The organism is Paenalicyclobacillus ferrooxydans (assembly GCF_001399675.1).
Lineage (GTDB): Bacteria > Bacillota > Bacilli > Alicyclobacillales > Alicyclobacillaceae > Alicyclobacillus_B > Alicyclobacillus_B ferrooxydans.
In genome coordinates, this window is record NZ_LJCO01000041.1 from 1 (window position 1) to 20,703 (window position 20,703).

Below are 20,703 nucleotides of genomic sequence, written 5' to 3' on the forward strand. Positions count from 1 at the left end.
CCGAGAGTCCATGGCAAAACTCACCGGTACCGACGAACAGCAATTGCTGGCGCCAACGTCAGTGTTGCATAAATAGCCGACACTAAGGGGTTGCACTCAAATTTACACCACTTGACGGGACACTACCAATTGAACCTCGGAACGTGGTGCCTTTCCACTATATTTGAGATAGTCAAAATTACCCTTTTACGGTTGTGTCGCCCCCAGGCGACTGATGAGACACGGTTTTTCCCTTTACGGAGCAAGATAACCTAATAAAGTTGGACGCTGTACCGCAATAATTACATACTGTCTGATGGACTTCATTGTTTGCGAAAGGATGTTGTAGTCTCCTACGCGCAGGCGTTGATTGAATCCAATCTTTGTAATTAGAATTTGCAAATAAAACCATAGAAAAGTGGTATAAGGCTACCTACTATCTTAGATAGGAGGGAGACATACCACTTTATTCAAGAGAATCTTTTATATCTCATTATTTTCGATCAAGCGGAAGACGCGCGCCAACTATACCACTTTCTATGGGGCAAAAGTGAGCCGTTCTGGAAATCACGACGGGTTGAACATCACAAAAATCAGGTCATCTTGATTGAACTATGTTTATGCATCTTTCTTCGCGGCGGTACAGAATGTCAGTTTAAGAAGTAAATTTCGCTGTGGGCAACAGACTGTAACTTTGTGATAATGATCACCCAAACGCACAGCACGCCTCAGAAGTATATTTGCCTGCCGATTTTCGACATTATCCCTTAAATTCCATACAACCCTACGGTTGATATCCTGCTGGTGTTGCTCAGACAGCATTCGACCGAAAATCTATATTCTAAAGGCTTGACACAGACTATCATTGGATCATAGGCAACCGCCACGAAGGGAGGATAAGCGGAATTGACAACGATTCAAGACATCATGGAAAGGCTGGACAATCTCCAGCACCAGGTCTTCCTACAGACCCTTAACCCGAAATCCCTTGACGCACTGCTCGATATGCGTCAAAAAGCTTTAGACCTCAAAAATGCTTTTCTGAACTGCTCCTATATTGGAACTAAGGTAGAAGTCCTGGATACACTTCGCGTTGAAATCATAGAGTGCGAGTTGACCACCCATATTTTTGCGAGTGAGGCAATGTATCAGGACAGCACTGAACATATAGGGCGGATTACTGAGCTTTACGAATCAGTCTCATAGGGGGGAGGAAAACGATTGAACCGTAATAACGACGAAGACTTTATCGCGAGGGATTACAGGGTACTGACGATCTGGCAACGATCTATGAAACTCTGTCAAGATGTCTATGCCCTAACCAGAAAATTCCCGAAAAACGAAATCTATGCTTTGGGGTCCCAAGGTCAGCGATCCAGTAGTAGCGTGCCGTTGAACATCAGCGAATCCTGCGGTTTTCAGTTGTATCCGCGAAAAAAGATGATGTTTCTGTCGAATGCTTTAGGCTCGTTGCAGGAAACGCGGTGCTTTTTGCAGTTGTCTTTAGACCTCGGCTATATTGACATAGAAACTCACACGAAGCTGGACAAGGAATCAGACGAGTTAATCAGAATGCTGGTGGGCATGATTAAGCGAGTCAAGTCGCAAATCGCCTGATGTTAACTCGAAATTCCATCTAACCGAGATTGAATGTTACATGTCTTCGTATCCAGAACCCTACCTCACAGTTCTCCAAGTTCGTATACAAAAATAGTGATACGTTCACTCCATGAATCGAAAGGAAGGTTAAATAATGAACGTATTGGATTTGATTCCAATTCATGAGAAGTTGATCATGCTTGAAGATGCCATTCGCAAGGAGGTCCCACGCCCAAAGTCGCAATCACGCGCGCTCGGTCTCTTTGATCTTCTTACGACAGTGCAGAATGGGTTTGATCGCTATTCCCTAAATGGTGCAGAGTCGTACCTACAGTGTCTGGAAGACCTCCTGTCTCGACTGGAACAAGCGGAAATGACGATCAATAAATGGGTTGATGAGATTGCCCCTGACTGGCTGGAGGTAGCGGGCGGATAAAGCAAGTCATGGGTCGAGCCCTGCATGACGAAGGACTCATCCATTATGAAAACCTCGATGTGTAAGTTCGTTCCCCAATGCTACTAAACGTGCTTTCCCTTGATCCGTTCATGACCAGCTATTCTCACCCTATGGACATTTAGGAACATACGTTCTATTCTGTTTTGCAACAGGAGGGATAACCATGAGGGATGAGCAATACTTCAACCATGAGGCGGTTTTCCACTTAGAGGATGAAATTCTCTTCAGCGAATGGGTTCAGGAATGCTTGGAAAGCCAACGTATGCAATGGAAGAGTAAAGACGCGCTTCGAATGCAAACAAGCGATGAGGGTAGGGAAATTTCCGATGTACTTTCCGAGGATGCCTTTATTCGGATGATGGAGCTGGCGGGTGATATTTCAAGAGGTTAGCGTCTTTGATGATATAGAGAGACTTTTTCTTCATCTTTCGTTGCCTTATTTCATCCCCATGTGTGCTATTTATCGTGGTGGGTTCGAGGTACAGGCTTGTTCTCGCCACGTAGTAATTACCCTACCGTTCATTAGCCTCCCGACCTTTTAGCTCCAACTTTTATAGGTACATCTCAAAGTATCGTGAAGCTACCAGAGTAATGCGTCAGAATGTCACTTATGTTGAATTGCGAGATTGCTTAAGCCCGAATCTGGAGTTAGTATTTGGGTATCGTGCAACAGAAGTTCGTGAACCCAGTCACAAATTTAATGCAACAGAATTTACGACCGTATTGTGGAGGTGAAGAATGATAGACTTCATCGAAGAATATTCGGCGTTTCTGACTCAATCGGGTAAGAGTGTAAATACCATTAAGACGTATATTCTGAATGTTCAGCAATACTTCAAATGGTTCCGTGATACATATGCAATGGAATGCACAAAGCTTTACCGTGAAAATGTTCTTGATTACAAAAGCTATCTTCTCAACATTAAAAAGCACAAGGGTAAACATTTAAGTGCTAAAACTTGTAACGGACATATGAGTGCACTCGTTTCTTACAACTCCTTCCTATTGAAGAGAGGCACTCAGAATGACGTTGTTATCGGTAAAGAAGATTTTTGTAGAGTCCAGAGCGAATACGCTAATCCGTGTACGATCCAAAAATCAGACGTGGAACGCTTCCGTCAAGAGATATTGGAGGCAGGGGACAAGCGATTGTACGCGATCACGACGACGTTGGCGTACAGCGGTTTGCGAATTAGTGAGTTACTCAACACAAAAGTTTTGGATATCAACTTGCAGACGAAAGAGCTTGTTGTGCGTAAGGGAAAAGGTGGAAAGCAAAGAACTGTCTATCTAAATACCAAAATCGTTAACGCAATACGGGCGTATTTATCGTTACGAACATCGGACAGTGAGTACCTGTTCTCATCGCGGGAGCGGGAGCGACTGGACAGAACTGTCGTAAATAAACTTTTCAAGAGGTACAGTTCAGTCATTACGCCCCATTCTTTGAGACATTTTTTTGTCACTCGTTTACTTGAGTCGGGGTTTTCGATTCATGAAACCATGTCAATCGCGGGGCACTCCAATGTGAAGACAACCATGCTTTATGCTCACCCAAGCAGGGAAGAAATGAAACGGAAAACGGAACTATTGTAGGTTTGATTATAGGGGGCTTGTTGATGATTAAGCCAAATAGACCATCGGACAGGCGACCGAATGACGAACCGTTCTTTGTTTCGAATGTTTGTTTGGGTTGCGGGGCAAAGTTAGTCTATTCATACATGGTTAATGCGCCAGATACACCTGAAGAAGAACGATGGTATGATGAGTTTGAATGTCCAAAATGCAAAGATGGTCTGGTGCTTGATGTACCGAAGGGATACCTGGAACAAGTGCCTTAAGTTTCATTGAATGATTGCAGATCGAATATGGGCGAGTGTTTTGCCAAGCGATTCTCCTTAAAAAAAACGGAGAAGCATCGCTTATAGGCAAGACACTCGCTTTTTTTGTCTGAAGATAGGGATGTGATAACAATGGCGAAACAGCCGTGGACAGAAGGGAAGATGAATAAGTGGTTGAAGGAGGGGCGGGGACAGGGTGAGTTGGAAGGATACCGCCCTTGGATTACGGCGCAGGATTACCCTTCGAACGGTCGTTCCAGTCGCATCAAGGGCTGGAAGACTGGTCGCATCCATCACTTTTTGAGCGATATTGAGACGCGCTACTTCTATCTCCTCGAATTTGATGGGAATGAAATTTGGGACATTCGTGAGCATTACCCAGCGTTGGATCTCCAAGATACTCTTGGTGATTGCGATATTGATTTAGACAAGTATTGCGATAAGGAGAGTGGTGGCACTGCCTATATTTTTGTAACAACCTTTCTCTTAACTCTGATGAACGCAGACGGGACGAAACGGTACATCGCTCGGAGTGTGAAAGCCGCCGCTGAGTTGGAGAAGTCGAAAGTCTTGGAGCGTTTCGAGTTACTAAGACGCTATTTTGCCGAAAAGCAGATTGATTGGGGAATTGTGACCCAACATGATATCAACGTCACCAGAGCTAAGAATATTGAATGGGTGCATTCAGCAAAGAACTTGGATGACGACGCAGAGTTTTCGGTTCAGGATGTTCCAAGATTGAAAGGCATTTTGCTTGAGTGGTTGGACGGAACTCGGAAATCGGTGAGAGATGCCACCAATGCTCTGGACACTCAATTCAACCTCACCCCAGGATCAGGGTTGTTGTTATTGCGTCATTTGATTGCGAAGAAACAGGTGTTGGTAAACATGGACGAACGTATCGACTTGGGCAAACCAGTGAAGGAATTAGTCCGTGGGAGTGATGCAATAAGGGATGGCGGTGATGTCCGAGATGCAGTTGACGGTTAATATGCTGATTCAGTTTATGGGCGAAGATGGCTCTCCCGATCACATTGAGCGTATTTTGTGGACTGATGGACTCCAGAAGGAGGTTGTGACCATCGAGATTTTGGGGCGAACCAGTCTTCCTAAGTTTCGACAAGTAGATGACCTCTTGACGTTGGTTTCATTGGGGCAAGTTGTTGCCATGTCGGATGATCCGCACATGAATCTGATTACCGAAAATTCTATAACTGAAAAAGAACGAGCCATTCGAGATAAGGCATGGGAGATTATTCAGGTGGTCACGGGCACGAAGAATCAGCCGAACGTCTTTTATCCGAGTCATCGTGCAGACGTGATAAAGAAGGCGAATGTGCTATTTGGGGTTAGCGAAAAAACAATTCGCTCGTATCTACGACGATTCTGGCAACGTGGACAACACAAAAATGCACTTGTGCCTAACTACAGGGCGGGGGTGATGAACCGAAGCTCTACTTTAATAGGAAGAAAGAGAGGTCGCCCACGAAAGTTTGCAGAGATTGTCGGAAACGGGATCAATGTTGACGAAACGACCAAACGGATATTCCGAGTAGCTCTGAACCGTTTTTATTATGGGCAGGGACTATCTCTTGTACGTAGCTACGAGTTGATGCGCCGCGAGTATTATTCGGATGCAGTGCGGGATGCCGAGGGAACAGAACAGAGGGTACTAAAATCGACTGCGGAAACTCCGACACTTGGACAATTCAAATATCATTTTTACAAAGAACGGGACTGGAAACGCGAAATATCTGCTCGCCAATCTAAGAAAAGTTACCTTCAGCGTCATAGATCCCTTTTAGGGGATGGTACATCTCAAGCTTTCGGACCTGGTAGTATCTATCAAATAGATGCTACGATTGCTGATGTTTATCTCGTTTCAAGGTACAACCGTAACTGGGTCATCGGCAGACCCGTCGTTTATGGTGTCATAGATACGTTCTCTCGCATGGTCTGTGGATTGTATGTTGGCTTGGAAGGTCCAAGTTGGTTAGGAGCAATGGGTGCACTCTACAATACCGTACAAAACAAGGTTGAATTCTGTAAGGAGTACGGCATCATCGATATAGCCGAAGAGGACTTTCCAGTTCACCACCTGCCAGAAGCTTTGTTAGCTGATCAGGGTGAGATGGCAAGTAAAATGGCAGAGCCGCTCATTCGGAATTTGAATGTAAAGATTATGACTACAGGTAGCTTTCGACCCGACTGGAAACCAATCGTTGAACGGTTCTTCAAGACACTGAACGGATATGTAAAACCTATATTACCTGGCGGGATTCAACCTGATTTTCGGGAGCGGGGGTCACATGATTATAGGCTTGACGCGACGCTCGATCTATATCAATTCACCCAAATTATGATTCGGGCGGTTTTGCATCACAATAGCACCTCGATGAACTCGTACCAACGGGATGCACAAATGGTTGCGGACGATGTACCCCCAATACCTCTGAAACTGTGGAACTGGGGCATCCAAAACCGCGCTGGAAAATTACGTACTATCCCCGAAGACTTAATGCGTTTGCACCTAATGCCCACTGTTCAAGCATCCATCACCGCGCGAGGAATCCGTTGTTTTAAGGGTTTGTTGTATTCCACCGAGAAGGCTTTGCGAGAGCGATGGTTCGAGAAAGCGCGAAATGATGGTAAGAGTGTCAAAGTCACAGTATCCTACGATCCCCGAAATCTAAACTACATCTATATACCGCACGAGGACGGCAAGGGCTTTGATAAGTGTTACCTGCTCAATCATCAGGCGCGATATCGGGACAAAACCCTGGAGGAGATCGAGCATCTTCTTGAGCAAGAGAAGTTCGACCGAAGTGCAAACGAGGATAGGATGCTACAGCAAAAAGTGGATCTCCTATCTGAGATTGATGACATCATCAAAGACGCGGAACGGATGACAAAACAGGAGCGCAACACGGGCGAGAGTAAGAGCAAGCGAGTTCGGGATATTCGTATCAATCGTCATGTCGAGAAAGCGTTAAACCGCCAGGTAGATGCCTTTGTGTTGGACAAACCAAAGTCTCAAAGTGAGGGGCAAGTTGTACCACTGAATCCAGAGACTATGGAAGATGAACTCAATTCCGAATTGGCTTTGTTAAAGAGAAAGCAGAAGGAGAGATTCAATGGAAGCGATGAGTAAGGTGCTCATCCCAAACGGTTGCGAAGCTGTTGTTGCAGAATATCGAGACCAGGACGTTGTGGATTACAAATACAATCCGTTTATCGAGGCACTTCCACCGATACTGTCGCAAGAGGGAGTAATCGACCACTTAGCCATATACCCTCCACTTGATCCGAAAGAGCGACAGTTGGAGACGCATATTCGTTTTCATTTGGTTCAACGCCTCTTTCAGTATTTCCAACCACTTGGCGTTCATCTCGACTTGGAAAATCGGATTTCACGCCTCATACGGCAGGGATATGTGTATCGTAATCCAATTCAATCTGGCTTTTTGGAACAAATCGACGGGGCGCAAGAATGGATGAGGAGCCGTCATGTAGAGGCAAGCGGGAATCAAGGGTTTCGTTCTCAGTCGGCACTCACGATTATCGGACCGAGTGGATTGGGGAAGAGCACAGCTATCAATAGAATCTTATCATTGTATCCACAAGTCATTGTTCATTCGGAATATCAGGGTATCCCATTCAGTGAGTATCAAATAACCTGGCTGAAAGTCGATTGTCCCCACGATGGATCAATCAAGGGTTTAACCATAGATTTCTTTCGAAATGTTGATTTGTTGTTGGGCACGAGATATTACCGCCAATACGGATCTGCACGTTACCCAATTAGTGCACTTCAACCTGCCATGTCTCAGATTTCACGTACATATGGATTGGGCTTGCTTGTCATTGACGAGATACAACACTTGAGTACCGCCAAGAGCCAAGGGGCGGAGAAAATGCTCAATTACTTCGTCACACTGGTCAATACGATTGGAATCCCAGTGGTGCTAATCGGAACCAACAAAGCGGCGGGGGTACTCCAGTCACAGTTTCGACAGGCAAGGCGTGGAAGTGGGCAAGGAGACATGGTTTGGGAGCGAATGAAGCAGGACGCAAGTTGGAATTTGTTAATTGAGGGACTTTGGGACTATCAATGGGTTCAAAAACCCGTAACTTTAACACCCGAATTGAGTGCCGAATTGTATGATCTTAGCCAGGGAATTGTGGATATCGCGGTCAAGATTTTTGTTATGGCGCAGATCCGTGCCATGTCCTCTGGAAAAGAGACGTTAAATGTGTCCTTGTTTCGGCAGGTCGCTAACGAACAACTACGTTTGGTTCAACCCATGCTTTCATCATTGCGATCTGGTAACGTGCGTGAACTCGCTAAGTACGAGGATATCCAGCCCATCGACATCAGTTCGTTTATCGAACGGGAGTCTTCAGCCGCCAGGATGAGTCAGAAGATCAAGGAGTTGCAATTAGCGAAGAAGAAACAGGTTGAACGTCAGGCAACAAGTGTCACAGAAGAGTCCATCATCAAGCTGTTAGAGCTTGAAATCCAACCTGCGACAGCCAAACGGCTGGTCAACAAAGTGTTGGAGGGAAAGGAAACCCTGACTGTGCCGTCCGTAGTCAAAACAGCTTTGGCTCTTCATGCCCAAGGTGCGTCGGATAAAACTGATGAACGCTCTGCTTTGAAGGGTCAGGCTGTCGAGGGTGATATTCGCGTTGCAGTTGCAGAGGGCAAAACGAAGGGACTGAGTGCCTATGAAGTGTTGAAACAGGGTGGAATTATTAAACCTACATCCGACGATCCCTTGTTTGGTGTGGGTTAAGGATATGGTTGCATTCTTTCCAACCCCATTCGTTGACGAGGTTTTCTATAGCATACTGGCTCGCCACCACGCCGCGAGCGGCAACATCAGTCCAAAAGCAACCATTATGGATTTGTACGGGATAACTACAGTAACGGCTGTAGTAGACTTACCAGCCCATTTTGATGCCTTGGTGAGCAATCTGCCAGTAAATCATCGGTATAAAACCGATGTATTGATTAAAGCACATACCCTATTTCCCTTTTATAGTGCCTTTCTTCCACCACAACGGGCAAACCTGGTTTTTGAGTCCATGAAAGGCGACATTGGGCACTCCGTACATGGGCGGCTCGGTATTATGGCAAGTTCCATCAGCACGAATAAGACACTCAAATACTGTCGTGAATGTTTCGATGCGGATAAAATTCGTTGGGGAGAGCCACATTGGCATCGCGTTCACCAAGTACCTGGGGTATATATATGTCCAATTCACAGGATTCCACTGTATCGAAGCCGATTGTTACCTATGAACCGACATGAGTTCATGACTGCCACTCGTGAGGATTATCAACAAGAAACGCAGGATACAAACGGGGACAAAGAGGGAGTCTTCGTCGAAGATGTCCCATCAGCATGGGACGATGCCATTTCAAAGATAACCATATTGTTAGAAGATGACGAGTTATCCACAAAATATCGAATGCTTGTGGACAATGTGGATAAGTTACTCAACTCCAGCTATGCGAATCGTCCGATGGAATGGTTTGCGAACCACTATGTTGCTCGTTTAAAGGAGATAGGACTTGCCAATGTCCATGGTCATGTAAGACAAGTGGAGTTTCGACGGGAGTTTCTAAGCTATTACGGGGAACCATTTCTGGAGGTCATGCAATCTTCCGTTTCGGAGAGAGACGACAACTGGCTGAACGCTATGGTGCGAAAGCATCGCAAGACGTTTCATCCAATACGACACTTGCTCCTGATGCAGTTTCTCGGTATCAGTTTGGATGACATGTTCGTAAATGACCCACAGTACCAACCCTTTGGAACATCCCCGTGGCTGTGTTTGAATCCAGCCGCCGATCACTATTTACAACCCGTCGTTGAAGATATGTCCATTCGATACGACAGTAAGGTGAAGCGTGCGATTGGTACTTTCTTATGTTCGTGCGGGTTTGTCTATGCACGGAAGGGACCAGACACCAGCATAGACGACAAATACAGGATTGGGAGAATAAAGGCTTTCGGGTCAGTGTGGGAGCAGAAACTCGGTGAGTTCTTGAAAGAAGACTTGAGTTTACGGGAGATTGCCCGAAGACTGCACGTCGATGTCAACACTGTAAAGAAGTACGCTGATCTTCCCCAACAAGATTGCAAGGCAACATCTTCTCCTGTCCCTGATGACCTTCGGAAACGTCAACGGCATGCTTGGAGCGAATTGGTGAGGCTGAACGAGCAGAAGTCACGAACTGAACTTAGGCACATGAACAAGGCGTTGTACACATGGCTTTATCGCAACGATAAGAGTTGGTTGATAGCACATTCGCCGAAACCAAAACGGGTAATCACGACAAATTTGAGGGTTGACTGGGGCAAGCGAGACGAGGAAATTCTTGCTTTGGTAGGGACTGAAGTGACGAGGATACTCACATCGGATGGTAAGCCAGAGCGGATTTCAATCAGCAGAATTGGGAAACGAATTGGCTACTTGTCTCTGTTGGAAAAACATTTGAAGAAGATGCCGAAGACGAAATCGTATTTGGAGTCGGTGAAGGAAAATGTCGAGGATTTTCAGATGCGGCAAATCAGGTGGGCAATGCAGGAAATTGAGCGTGAGGGTCAGGACTTACAGTGGTGGAGGATTGTAAGAAAGGCTGGAATTCGGGGGGAGGCGGCAGACAGGCATCGGGACATTTTTGAAACAATTGAGATTTCTACGTGAAAATAAAGCTGTTTTGCTATGATTAGCAGGAGCATTGTTGTATTCGAACAGTATATTTGGTCATCTGTTCGCCCTGGAGCCAGATTTGCATATTCAAAAAGGGAGGATGGATTTGATGTTATTCAGAGCCGTAGCTCTGTTTGTTTTAGCAGGATTAGCGGAGATTGGTGGAGGCTATCTCATTTGGCAGTGGTTAAGGAATGGTAGACCGCTCTGGGTCGGTATCATTGGAGCAATTATTATGGTTGCATATGGCGTAGTAGCCACTCGTCAGGAGTTTTCGTTTGGCAAAACATACGCGGCTTATGGCGGTGTTTTCATAGTGATGGCTGTACTTTGGGGATGGTTTGTTGATAAAAAATCGCCCGACTTGAATGAGTGGGTTGGTGCGGCAATTTGCTTAGTTGGGGTATTTATCATGCTATTGAAAAAGTAAAGTTACGGGTGATGAAGACAGGCATGCATGCATGGAAAGTCCAGTGTCAAAAGAGTGAAATACGCCTCCTGTGGAATTGTGGAGGCGTATTCTAATTAAGATGAAACTTAACAATTGCTTTGTCCAATCAGCACAAGCCCTGCTCCAGCTTCCGTACTTTGATAATCTAACGTAACAGCTTGTGTGTGCCGAACCACGCGATTTTCGATGGCGACTTTAATGTCGTTGATGATTTCGACGATATCATCGTCATGGGGATCATCAAGTGACAAACCAAGTTTCGGACTGCAACAACCCGCGCCAGCAAATATTACACGAATACCTTCTGCATTGTGTTCTGTCAATAAGTCCGATAAATATGTTTTTCCTGCGTCTGTAATTTTCATTCACCAACGCTCCCTGAGTTCACTTTTTTGAAGGAATTTCGATTTCAATAAAGCTCGGTTGTGCGGATGGTGCACAACACAAGGAAAAGTTATGACGAGCATCTTCGGCACTTTCAAACTCGCTGTCTTCTTTCGTATAGAAGATTTCCCATGCGTTTCCGTCTGGATCATACACCCACACTTTGTCTTGAACGGCGTAACAACAGGTAGTATTCATTTCGTCGATTAACACTAAATTGTTCTGACGCAGGCGTTCACCCATCGCCAAAACCTCTTCGGTATTGTTGACTTGAAACCCCAAGTGATTAAGTACGCCATTCTTCTCGAATGGACGGACATTCAAAGAAAAGTGAAGGGCTGGTTCATCAAGTTCAAACTTGGCGTAGTTATCCTTGACTTTCGTTGGTTCCGCGCCAAAGAAGGCTCGATAAAACTTCAAGGATGCCTCCAAATCAGTGCAATTCACGGCAACGTGCATGCGTTTAATGGTCATCAGTTGATTTCCTCCTTCAAGAATTTTGCAATGCGTTCTTTAATGGCATCCCGCACCTCATGAAACTTTGCGGTAATTTCCTGTTCAGATCCCGTAGCTTTTGCAGGGTCTTCAAATCCCCAGTGCAAACGATTGACGTGTGGAGGTGTGACAGGGCACTTGTCGTTGGCATCGCCGCAAAGGGTGATTACATAGTCAGCTTTGTTCAGAATTTCAAGGTCGATCAAATCCGATGTGTGATGGGAGATATCCACACCCGCATTCTTCATGGCAGAGACGGCTCTTGGATTGAGACCATGGGTTTCAATTCCTGCACTATAAACCTCAATCTTGTCCCCACCGAGATGTCTTGCCCAGCCTTCTGCCATTTGACTGCGGCATGAGTTGCCTGTGCACAAGAAATAAATAAGTCGTTTGTTTGCCATGACAATTCCCTCCGTTTAGGCTGTTGCCTTTTGAAAATATCTTTGTTGGAACTTAAGTGCGACCTTCACGAGTGCAATCATCACGGGTACTTCCACTAAAGGACCGATGACTGCGGCAAAGGCGGCACCAGAGTTGATGCCAAACACACCGACGGCAACAGCGATTGCAAGTTCAAAGTTGTTACTTGCCGCAGTAAAAGACAGGGTACAAGTCACCGAGTAGTCGGCTCCAGCACGTTTACCCATAAAGAAGGACACAAGAAACATGACGACAAAGTAGATGAGTAGCGGAATTGCAATTCGAACGACATCCATCGGCAAGCGAACAATTAAATTGCCTTTAAGCGAGAACATGACAATGATGGTGAATAACAGTGCAATGAGTGTAATTGGGCTGATTTTCGGCACGAAATTCTTCTCGTACCACGAACGCCCCTTTGCTTTCACAAAGATGTAACGGGTAATCGCACCCGCCAAGAACGGGATGCCTAAAAAGATGAAGACACTCTTTGCTACTTCAGCGATGGTAATGTGGATGACCATGCTGTGGAATCCGAGCCATTGCGGAACAATGGTTACGAAAATGTAGGCGTAGACCGAATAAAAGAGGACTTGAAAAATCGAGTTGAACGCTACGAGACCTGCCGCGTATTCCGCGTTTCCTTTAGAAAGGTCGTTCCAGACGATGACCATCGCAATACAACGAGCCAATCCAATCATGATGAGTCCAACCATGTACTCTGGATAACCACGAAGGAAGACGAGTGCCAAGACAAACATCAAAACAGGTCCAATGACCCAGTTCTGAACAAGTGATAGTCCCAGGATTTTACCGTTTCGAAATACCTGACCGATCTCTTCATACCGTACTTTCGCAAGCGGCGGATACATCATCAGGATTAAACCAATCGCTATTGGAATGGATGTGGTTCCGACTTGCAATTGGTTCAGTCCATTGACGAAACCAGGTGATATATAGCCCAAAACAATTCCGATTACCATCGCCGCGAAAATCCAGATGGTAAGGTATCGGTCAAGAAAAGATAACCGTTTGACCAAGTGTTTTCACGCTCCTTAATCGCACTGCACGAGCAAGCCCTGTTGTTCAAGTTGCCGTAGTTCTTCGGACAAGTCAGGTAAATTCGTTAGAGATATCCCAAGTTCTTCCAAGCGATCGCGGTTCAAGGAATAAAACACCCACATTCCTTTGCGCGTCTCCTTGACCAGACCAGAAGTCTTTAGACGACTCATGTGTTTTGATACGGCTGGTTGTGAAATTTTGAATATCGGAACAAGTTCACATACACAGCAGTCACGAGTTTGAAGGAGCGCGATGATCTTTAGACGAGTAAGGTCAGCGAGAGCCTTCAGCGTAGCGGCGAGTTCCTCGAAATCCATACAACCACCTCAATGAACAATATAACGATATGGTTATGTAATTTCAAGTGGTTTGATTGGCACATCCTCGTTAAACTCACTGACCTACCTTGTTTTTGGAGATACATTGTTGACGAGATTTACACCAATGCTGGGTGTCCTTGCTTTGGGTATTTACCGTGGTTGGCGACATCCGTACGTGTGATTCAAGTGGGAAAATGGAGGGTTCAATGTACATAAAACGTGGTGCTGTTCTTAAAAAATCGATATTTGCGATATAGTGCACATTGTAACGTGAAGGAGCGTTATAAATTCATCCTTAATCGTGTATGAGTGGATAAAAAATTTATCCCAGTCACTGCAACGATGAGTGCGCTTACAGGTAAAATTCTTTGGTTGACCTTACGTATGTTCCGTTTTAAACTTAGAGTCCTGAGACGGAACGGATCGACTTTCGGAGAATGACTGAAAGTCTATTGCTTTTTTACTACGAAATGAACGGTGCTTTTATCAAAGGTTGCTTAGGGATCAGTAGGTTTTGTGTTGCATATCGAAATGTAGCTTGGTGTTTGTGTGCCCTGACTCTCATGAGACTTGAGAGTCCATAAAATGCTTGATTTTGGGAGGTTTTTTGTGATTTTTAAAAACTTAAAAGAGGAATGGCTGTCGAATGTCAGGAAGGATATATTGGCTGGCATGGCGGTTGCATTTGCCCTGATTCCAGAGGCGATTGCATTTTCCATGATTGCGGGTGTGAACCCGATGATTGGGTTATACGGTGCGTTTATCCTTGCAATTGTAGTTTCGATCTTTGGCGGACGTTTGGGCATGATATCTGGTGCGACGGGTTCGACGGCGCTGTTGATGGTGCTGTTGGTGAAGAATCATGGTGATCAGTACCTCTTTGCGACGGGTGTTCTGGCTGGTGTAATCCAACTGCTTATAAGTGTCTTAAAGCTTGGTCGTTTTATTACCTTTGTATCGCATAGCGTTGTTACTGGGTTTGTGAATGCTTTAGCCATTTTGATCTTTTTAGCACAAGTCCCACATATCGTTGGGCAGGGCATGGTAGCCTACGTCGTTTGTGGTGTGACAGTTGCTATTGTCTGGGGATTACCGTATTTAACAAAGGCTGTTCCATCGTCGATCGTCGCAATTATAGTCATCACTGCTGTGAGTTTCGTATTTAAATTACATTTGCAGACAGTTGGGGATATAGGGCACCTACAGGCGCATCTGCCGTTCTTTCATATCCCTGCCGTTCCTTTTGATTTGCACACATTGTCCATCACCTTACCGTATGCCGTACCAATTGCGTTGGTGGGTAGTTTAGAAACGCTCATGACAGCAACAGTGGTTGATGACATGACACACTCGCATAGTAACAAGGATCGGGAAATTCGCGGGCAAGGTATTGCCAACATCCTGACAGGATTTTTTGGTGCTATGGCAGGATGTGCCATGATTGGTCAGTCGGTCTTAAATGTTGGGTATGGTGGACGTAAGCGGCTCTCGACATTTGTATCGGGCGCATTTTTAATCACTTTGATTGTTGCACTGAAGCCACTTGTCAGTCAGATTCCCGTTGCCGCGCTTGTTGGGGTTATGTTTATGGTATCTGTTTACACGTTCGAGTGGAAATCGCTCCTTAATCTTAGAAAAGTGCCTGTTTTTGAGTCGCTTGTTATGGTCATCACGGTGGTTTCGGTAGTTGCCACGAATGATTTAGCGATTGGAGTTTTTGTAGGGGTTATCTTAAACGCGGTTTTTATCGGTTGGAAGATGGCGCGTATTCATGCCAAAACCACACTAAGTCCTGATGGAGTGAAGACTTACATTATCAGAGGTCAGATGTTCTTTGGAACGACGAATCACTTTGTCGATTTGTTTGACATTCAGGATGATCCTGACGAAGTGCAAATTGATTTTAGTCATACACATGTGTGGGATTATGCGTCAGTGATCGGAATTCAAAAAGTGATTGCTAAGTATGAGCATTTAGGTAAGTCGGTTTACCTCATTGGCTTAAACAGAGAGAGCCAGGACTTACTACGTAAATCTGGACGCGCGATTTCTGCATAACAATTACATGGAGGGGATGATTACATATCATCTCCTTTTTGTTTTCAGCAAGAAGCCCCATAGGAAAGTTTGAGTCGGCACCCGCCACATGTGATCGATGGTGAGAATACGCCATTAGTTGAACAAGGACCATGTTGTTATACATTTGGGCTTGTTCCGATAATGTGCCATTGACGCGCTGTCATATTTAGATATATAAATATGTATGTGACGAGGTGTAAACATGAATAGAGAACCTGATAAAAGTGGATCTTGGAGTTTGCTCGCGATTTCAGGGATTATGATGGTCTGGACTGCCCGTTTTATTAGCTGGCGCAGGGCTTACCGCTGTCGCGACGTTTCTCGTAGAAGCAAAGGACTGGATTATTGGAGGCGTGGTTGCATTACTTGGTGTGGTGTTTCTTGCACGTTCGGTTCACCACAAATGGAGAAATTGCAAGGATGACCATTGTACTCCGAGGCAGGTAACAGAGAGGAAGTGATCTTAGTGGAGCCACTACAAAAAATTGAGGAAGTTCAAACCGAGTTGTATGCGAAGTTTTTTCACGGGTTGTCAAACGCAACACGATTTAAAATCACGGAACTGCTATTAGATGGTGAAAAAAGTGTTGGTGAATTGGTTGAAGCGGTTGGCGTATCCCAAGGTCAAGTTTCCAACCACTTGGCTTGTTTGAAGTGGTGCGGGTACGTTTCATCCCGACAAGAAGGTAAATACGTGCTATATCGCGTCACAGATGAGCGTGTTCGTACAATCATGCAATTGGCTAAAGGAATTGTGGCAGACAATGCGGCGCATATCAGTAATTGTACAAGAATGTAAAAGAAGCATTTTAGGATTCATGAGTCTTTTATGATTGCAAGTTCACAAAATCTCTACGCGAAGGGAAAGCTGAGTACCGTGTTCACATTCATGTTGTGCGTTGACATGGACTCAATGGAGTATGGAGGTGCAATATGCAAGATTTCAAAATGAAAATCAAGGGTATGACGTGTACTGGTTGTGAGGATCACATTGAATCTGCGCTCTCATCGGTTGGAGCAACGCAAGTGAAAGCTGATTTTCGCAAGGGAGAAGTCATTTTCAAGTCGGGAACTGAAACAAGCCTAAATGCATTATTCCAGGCAGTTCAGGAAGCAGGTTACGCTCCCGTTGGCATTGAAATGCAGGAATCTACAGAGATACACCCAAGCTTTAATCCTGATAATAGCGTTGACTACGACTTCGTAATCATTGGTTCAGGCGGAGCCGCTTTCTCTGCGGCTATCGAAGCCTCAAAATACAATGCTCGCATCGCCATGATTGAACGCGGCACTGTTGGTGGTACGTGCGTGAACATTGGCTGTGTTCCTTCCAAAACGATGCTTCGCGCAGGTGAAATCAATCATTTGGCAAGAACGAACCCGTTTATCGGTCTACATACCTCATCGGGGTCTGTTGATCTAAAAACACTGACAGAACGGAAAAACGAGTTGGTTGGCGAATTACGTCAACACAAGTACGAGGATTTAATTGCAGAGTACGGATTTGACCTCATTCGCGGAGAAGCCCATTTTGTAAACGCAAATACTGTACAGGTTGGGGAGCGGCAGATCACCGCTTCGAAATTTTTAGTGGCTACAGGGGCTTCCCCATTTGTACCCGATATCCCAGGACTTAGAGACAGTGATTATCTGACGAGTACATCACTCCTTGAACTGACTGCCCTACCAGAACATCTTGTGATTATTGGTTCTGGCTACATTGCGCTCGAACTTGGACAAATGATGCATAACCTTGGGGCAAACGTAACAATGATTCAACGGAGCAGTCGAATTTTAAAATCGTATGAACCAGAGGTATCGGAAGCAGTCACAACTGCCCTTCGTGAACAAGGTATTGAGATCATACACGGCGCGACGTATGAGCGTGTGACCGAAGAGAACGGAATCAAGAGTGTACATGTAACCGTCAACGGTGAAGCTCGTGTCATCACAGGTGATGCCTTGCTGGTGGCAGTGGGACGTTCACCGAACACGGGTTCACTCAGGCTCGAAAATGCCAAAGTGAACGTCGGTACTCGTGGTGAAATACTGGTGGATGAGTATTTAACGACAAGCAACCCCGATATTTTCGCCGCAGGTGATGTCACGCTTGGACAGCAGTTTGTGTATGTAGCGGCTTATGAGGGGGCAACGGTTGCGGCAAATGCTTTCGGTGAAGAAAGACGGAAGGTGGATTTATCGGTCGTCCCAGGGGTCACATTCACCAATCCAGGGATTGCAACTGTAGGACTGACCGAGGCAGACGCAAAACAACAAGGCTATGATGTCATCACGTCGGTATTACCGCTTGAAGCGGTTCCACGAGCACTTGTGAATCGAGAAACTACAGGTGTATTAAAACTCGTAGCCGACGCAACTTCGCGTAAAATCATTGGAGCACATGTTGTGGCGGAAAATGCAGGTGATGTGATTTATTCGGCTGTATTAGCTGTGAAATTTGGTCTTACGATTGAGGATTTGAAAGGAACGCTCGCTCCCTATCTGACGATGGCGGAAGGGTTAAAACTGGCGACGCTTATGTTTGATACGGATGTATCCAAGTTGTCATGTTGCGCTGGGTGAGGAAATAAAAAGTAACCTATTGGATGAGGATCAGAACTACCAGTCAGCAGAAATTGGACGCTCCAGTAGGAAACGTCCTTTCTTAATATATGGTTATCTATTAGGTTGTTCCAGTGATATCCTTGGTTCACTACCAAATTGGATGTGACTTCGTATTTATTAAATTCAAATATCTATGCTGTCGTACTAACAATGGATAAGGGAGAGATTCACATGCAAAAAGTAATTTTAAACAATGGTGTTGAGATGCCTATATTCGGCTTTGGTGTTTACCAGATTGCTGATGCAGATCAATGTGAACAAAGTGTCTATGACGCGATTATGGCAGGCTATAGGCTAATTGATACCGCCGCCTCGTATTTAAATGAAGAAGCGGTAGGCAGAGCAATCAGACGGAGTAGCGCGCCCAGAGAGGAACTATTCATCACGACAAAACTCTGGGTTCAGGACACTGGTTACGAGCGCACGAAGAAGGCATTTGAAAAGTCACTGCAAAGATTGCAATTGGATTATTTGGATTTGTATCTCATTCATCAGCCGTTTGGCGATGTGTATGGATCTTGGCGTGAGTAATTTTCATGTGGATCGTCTAATCGATTTGATCATACACAATGAAGTTACACCCGCCGTAAATCAGGTTGAAACACACCCATTTTGCCAGCAGAGCCAAAGTGCCAAGTTTATGCAAGAGAACAACGTTCAGATTGAGTCTTGGGGTCCTTTTGCTGAAGGTAGAAATGACCTCTTCCAAAATGAAGTTTTGGTATCCATCGCTGGGAAGTATAAGAGGTCTGTTGCACAGGTGGTTTTGCGCTGGCTGATCCAAAGAGAGGTCGTTGTGATTCCGAAGTCTGTTCATAAAGAACGGATTATCGAAAACTTCAATGTCTTTGACTTTGAACTGAGCCAAGCAGATATGGAGCAGATTGCTACGTTGGATACGAAACAGAGTGTGTTCTTTTCACATAACGACCCTGAAATCGTGAAATGGATCGGTACTCGCAAACTGGATATTTGAGATTGAATACAAATATGGGATTGTCGAGGCATAATCCCTGGTCTTCCCCCTTGTCCCGTCATCCCTGCTTCTATATCTTCGCAAAAAGCCGATCTACTCCAGCAAAATAAGTTCTACTCTGAGTAAAATAAGTTGTTCCCTACAGCACGGGTGGATTCGGGTCGAAAGCCTGAATTCGCCCGTGTTTTTTTAGTGAGGGGACGAGGCGTTTTGGGGCAAGGGTAAGACAAAAACCGAAGGAAATAAGACGCGAAAAAGCCCGATATATCAAGGATTCCTGAACCATGCCCGATCAAAAATGAGAAAAAACACATGACAAAATCTGCTCTCCCATGACCCTTCAGCCCGCTCTTGCCCTGTTCTTCCACGGAAGAACTTCATTTTACGCAAAATCGATGAATCTGGAAAAAACACGGAGAAAAGCGTGTGGAAAAAGGCGTGATCCACGGAAGAACTTCATTTAACGGTTAAAAATGGGAGAGAGGGAGGGAAAAGCGGGAGAAGCCTTGTGGGGCAAGGGAAGAGGCAGGGTTGAGGCGGGAGTTGGTCAGGGAAGAATTTGATTTGACGATTACAACATACTACTCCACTTGTGTTCAATTGTTTGACTCCAAGTGAATCAGGAAAAATGGTGAAACGACAAGGGGCATTGTCATTCTAAGAGATGACAGTGCCCCTTGCCTTATACGAAGCGTCCATGCAAGAGCAGTGCAGTTCCGGACGCCGTATGAAGCAGGTCTTTGTATTGGTCATTAAAGTCTTCCACTAAGGCAGCCGGTCCCGTGATCTGTATAACCAATGCATGTCCTTTGCCTGTTCTCTGACCAATGTTGGGATGCCCAGTACACCTTGCCGGACAGGTATGGGCACTTTTGTTGACCCGGATCCAAATTAAGTCCATGCTCTTTGCGGCTAACTGAACTGCCCGATGCAGCGGAATGTTTCCGTACAAGTCCTGTTCTAACATCCAGACGAGCAGTGTTGCTGACGCACTCATGAAGAACATCCTCCAAACTTCGTGACAGAGTTGCTCAACAATCCTTCTGTTGAAATCTGAAACAGCAGGGCAAAATCCACACGGCTTATGTCAGCGTATGGAGCGTACCACTGTGATACAACCCACAAACGCCCGTTCTTCAGCATCTTTCATTTGTAATCTCGCAGAGGATTCGCTATCATGAGTTGTGAAAGGTGATGGAGCTCACCATAACCGCCTCGAGGCTAATGGCTCCTGTGGATGACTAAAAACCGTCTGCAGGAGCCTACCTGCGTTTTGATATGATAATTCG

20 protein-coding genes, 1 pseudogene and 1 riboswitch are annotated in these 20,703 nt (G+C 45.4%); of the genes and pseudogenes, 15 read left to right on the forward strand and 6 right to left on the reverse strand.

Translation table 11 applies throughout. From position 1 onward, the window contains the following. Positions 1–885: 885 nt before the first annotated feature. The 11 genes from AN477_RS08965 to AN477_RS09015 all read left to right on the forward strand — a co-directional run bounded on the left by AN477_RS08965 (position 886) and on the right by AN477_RS09015 (position 11,029). On the forward strand, positions 886–1,185 hold the full coding sequence (locus AN477_RS08965) for a hypothetical protein (protein WP_054968839.1): 300 nt from the start codon (positions 886–888) through the stop codon (positions 1,183–1,185). A gap of 15 nt (positions 1,186–1,200) precedes the next feature. Continuing rightward, positions 1,201–1,596 carry a four helix bundle protein gene (locus AN477_RS08970; RefSeq protein WP_054968840.1) on the forward strand — a complete coding sequence of 132 codons (396 nt, stop codon included), beginning with the start codon at positions 1,201–1,203 and terminating at the stop codon, positions 1,594–1,596. 136 nt (positions 1,597–1,732) lie between these two features. Next, on the forward strand, positions 1,733–2,014 hold the full coding sequence (locus AN477_RS08975; protein ID WP_054968841.1) for a hypothetical protein: 282 nt from the start codon (positions 1,733–1,735) through the stop codon (positions 2,012–2,014). 184 nt (positions 2,015–2,198) lie between these two features. Next, positions 2,199–2,426, forward strand: coding sequence for a hypothetical protein (locus AN477_RS08980; RefSeq protein ID WP_054968842.1), 228 nt, complete (start codon positions 2,199–2,201; stop codon positions 2,424–2,426). A 347-nt stretch (positions 2,427–2,773) separates the two neighbouring features. Beyond that, positions 2,774–3,631 (forward strand): tyrosine-type recombinase/integrase, encoded by an 858-nt coding sequence (locus tag AN477_RS08985; RefSeq protein WP_054968843.1) that lies wholly within the window; start codon positions 2,774–2,776, stop codon positions 3,629–3,631. Positions 3,632–3,654: 23 nt separating this feature from the next. Further along, the gene (locus AN477_RS08990; RefSeq protein WP_054968844.1) at positions 3,655–3,876 is read left to right on the forward strand and encodes a hypothetical protein; all 222 of its coding nucleotides are present in this window, start codon (positions 3,655–3,657) and stop codon (positions 3,874–3,876) included. Positions 3,877–4,038: 162 nt separating this feature from the next. Then, on the forward strand, positions 4,039–4,866 hold the full coding sequence (locus tag AN477_RS08995) for a TnsA endonuclease C-terminal domain-containing protein (protein ID WP_169787867.1): 828 nt from the start codon (positions 4,039–4,041) through the stop codon (positions 4,864–4,866). Further along, positions 4,841–7,027, forward strand: a complete 2,187-nt coding sequence (locus AN477_RS09000; protein WP_211265983.1) for a Mu transposase C-terminal domain-containing protein — start codon at positions 4,841–4,843, stop codon at positions 7,025–7,027. The genes AN477_RS08995 and AN477_RS09000 overlap by 26 nt, the downstream gene beginning before the upstream one ends. After that, complete coding sequence (locus AN477_RS09005; RefSeq protein WP_211265984.1) at positions 7,011–8,672, forward strand: ATP-binding protein; 1,662 nt, start codon at positions 7,011–7,013, stop codon at positions 8,670–8,672. Before AN477_RS09000 ends, AN477_RS09005 begins: the two co-directional genes overlap by 17 nt. Positions 8,673–8,676: 4 nt before the next feature. Then, a complete protein-coding gene (locus AN477_RS09010; RefSeq protein ID WP_054968846.1) occupies positions 8,677–10,593 on the forward strand; it encodes a TnsD family Tn7-like transposition protein in 1,917 nt (638 codons plus the stop codon). Between the two features lie 115 nt (positions 10,594–10,708). Continuing rightward, positions 10,709–11,029, forward strand: coding sequence for a YnfA family protein (locus tag AN477_RS09015; protein WP_211265988.1), 321 nt, complete (start codon positions 10,709–10,711; stop codon positions 11,027–11,029). Positions 11,030–11,136: 107 nt separating this feature from the next. On the opposite strand, the gene AN477_RS09020 is transcribed toward AN477_RS09015, so the two are convergent. From AN477_RS09020 to AN477_RS09040, 5 genes are read right to left on the reverse strand one after another with little or no spacing between them, the layout of a single operon-like run. Then, the gene (locus tag AN477_RS09020) at positions 11,137–11,415 is read right to left on the reverse strand and encodes a hypothetical protein (protein WP_054968848.1); all 279 of its coding nucleotides are present in this window, start codon (positions 11,413–11,415) and stop codon (positions 11,137–11,139) included. 19 nt (positions 11,416–11,434) lie between these two features. Further along, positions 11,435–11,908, reverse strand: coding sequence for an ArsI/CadI family heavy metal resistance metalloenzyme (locus tag AN477_RS09025; RefSeq protein ID WP_054968849.1), 474 nt, complete (start codon positions 11,906–11,908; stop codon positions 11,435–11,437). Further along, positions 11,908–12,333: an arsenate reductase (thioredoxin) gene (arsC, locus tag AN477_RS09030; protein ID WP_054968850.1), complete on the reverse strand. Its 426-nt coding sequence runs from the start codon at positions 12,331–12,333 to the stop codon at positions 11,908–11,910. The genes AN477_RS09025 and arsC overlap by 1 nt, the downstream gene beginning before the upstream one ends. A 15-nt stretch (positions 12,334–12,348) precedes the next feature. Further along, the gene (gene arsB / locus AN477_RS09035) at positions 12,349–13,392 is read right to left on the reverse strand and encodes an ACR3 family arsenite efflux transporter (protein WP_054968851.1); all 1,044 of its coding nucleotides are present in this window, start codon (positions 13,390–13,392) and stop codon (positions 12,349–12,351) included. A 15-nt stretch (positions 13,393–13,407) separates the two neighbouring features. Continuing rightward, positions 13,408–13,731, reverse strand: a complete 324-nt coding sequence (locus tag AN477_RS09040; protein ID WP_054968852.1) for an ArsR/SmtB family transcription factor — start codon at positions 13,729–13,731, stop codon at positions 13,408–13,410. Between the two features lie 615 nt (positions 13,732–14,346). Here AN477_RS09040 and AN477_RS09045 point away from each other — a divergent pair. From AN477_RS09045 to AN477_RS09060, 4 genes and pseudogenes are all read left to right on the forward strand, one after another. Then, positions 14,347–15,792 carry a SulP family inorganic anion transporter gene (locus AN477_RS09045; RefSeq protein ID WP_425388150.1) on the forward strand — a complete coding sequence of 482 codons (1,446 nt, stop codon included), beginning with the start codon at positions 14,347–14,349 and terminating at the stop codon, positions 15,790–15,792. 487 nt (positions 15,793–16,279) lie between these two features. Beyond that, complete coding sequence (locus AN477_RS09050; RefSeq protein ID WP_245631769.1) at positions 16,280–16,612, forward strand: ArsR/SmtB family transcription factor; 333 nt, start codon at positions 16,280–16,282, stop codon at positions 16,610–16,612. Between the two features lie 134 nt (positions 16,613–16,746). Beyond that, positions 16,747–18,396 (forward strand): mercury(II) reductase, encoded by a 1,650-nt coding sequence (gene merA / locus AN477_RS09055; protein ID WP_054968854.1) that lies wholly within the window; start codon positions 16,747–16,749, stop codon positions 18,394–18,396. Between the two features lie 213 nt (positions 18,397–18,609). Beyond that, positions 18,610–19,414: pseudogene (locus AN477_RS09060) on the forward strand (aldo/keto reductase). Positions 19,415–20,096: 682 nt separating this feature from the next. On the opposite strand, the gene AN477_RS09065 reads toward AN477_RS09060, so the two are convergent. After that, positions 20,097–20,411, reverse strand: a complete 315-nt coding sequence (locus AN477_RS09065; RefSeq protein ID WP_054968855.1) for a hypothetical protein — start codon at positions 20,409–20,411, stop codon at positions 20,097–20,099. A gap of 184 nt (positions 20,412–20,595) precedes the next feature. Continuing rightward, positions 20,596–20,655, forward strand: a riboswitch (Fluoride riboswitch). The last annotated feature ends 48 nt before the right edge of the window (positions 20,656–20,703 follow it).

Bases quoted from the DNA above. Each gene is read 5' to 3' on its own strand.
- AN477_RS08975 (WP_054968841.1), top strand. From the start codon at position 1,733: ATGAACGTATTGGATTTGATTCCAATTCATGAGAAGTTGATCATGCTT.
- AN477_RS08980 (WP_054968842.1), top strand. From the start codon at position 2,199: ATGAGGGATGAGCAATACTTCAACCATGAGGCGGTTTTCCACTTAGAG.
- AN477_RS08985 (WP_054968843.1), top strand. From the start codon at position 2,774: ATGATAGACTTCATCGAAGAATATTCGGCGTTTCTGACTCAATCGGGT.
- AN477_RS08990 (WP_054968844.1), top strand. From the start codon at position 3,655: ATGATTAAGCCAAATAGACCATCGGACAGGCGACCGAATGACGAACCG.
- AN477_RS08995 (WP_169787867.1), top strand. From the start codon at position 4,039: ATGAATAAGTGGTTGAAGGAGGGGCGGGGACAGGGTGAGTTGGAAGGA.
- AN477_RS09000 (WP_211265983.1), top strand. From the start codon at position 4,841: ATGTCCGAGATGCAGTTGACGGTTAATATGCTGATTCAGTTTATGGGC.
- AN477_RS09005 (WP_211265984.1), top strand. From the start codon at position 7,011: ATGGAAGCGATGAGTAAGGTGCTCATCCCAAACGGTTGCGAAGCTGTT.
- AN477_RS09010 (WP_054968846.1), top strand. From the start codon at position 8,677: ATGGTTGCATTCTTTCCAACCCCATTCGTTGACGAGGTTTTCTATAGC.
- AN477_RS09015 (WP_211265988.1), top strand. From the start codon at position 10,709: ATGTTATTCAGAGCCGTAGCTCTGTTTGTTTTAGCAGGATTAGCGGAG.
- AN477_RS09020 (WP_054968848.1), bottom strand. From the start codon at position 11,415: ATGAAAATTACAGACGCAGGAAAAACATATTTATCGGACTTATTGACA.
- AN477_RS09025 (WP_054968849.1), bottom strand. From the start codon at position 11,908: ATGACCATTAAACGCATGCACGTTGCCGTGAATTGCACTGATTTGGAG.
- arsC (WP_054968850.1), bottom strand. From the start codon at position 12,333: ATGGCAAACAAACGACTTATTTATTTCTTGTGCACAGGCAACTCATGC.
- AN477_RS09040 (WP_054968852.1), bottom strand. From the start codon at position 13,731: ATGGATTTCGAGGAACTCGCCGCTACGCTGAAGGCTCTCGCTGACCTT.
- merA (WP_054968854.1), top strand. From the start codon at position 16,747: ATGCAAGATTTCAAAATGAAAATCAAGGGTATGACGTGTACTGGTTGT.
- AN477_RS09065 (WP_054968855.1), bottom strand. From the start codon at position 20,411: ATGAGTGCGTCAGCAACACTGCTCGTCTGGATGTTAGAACAGGACTTG.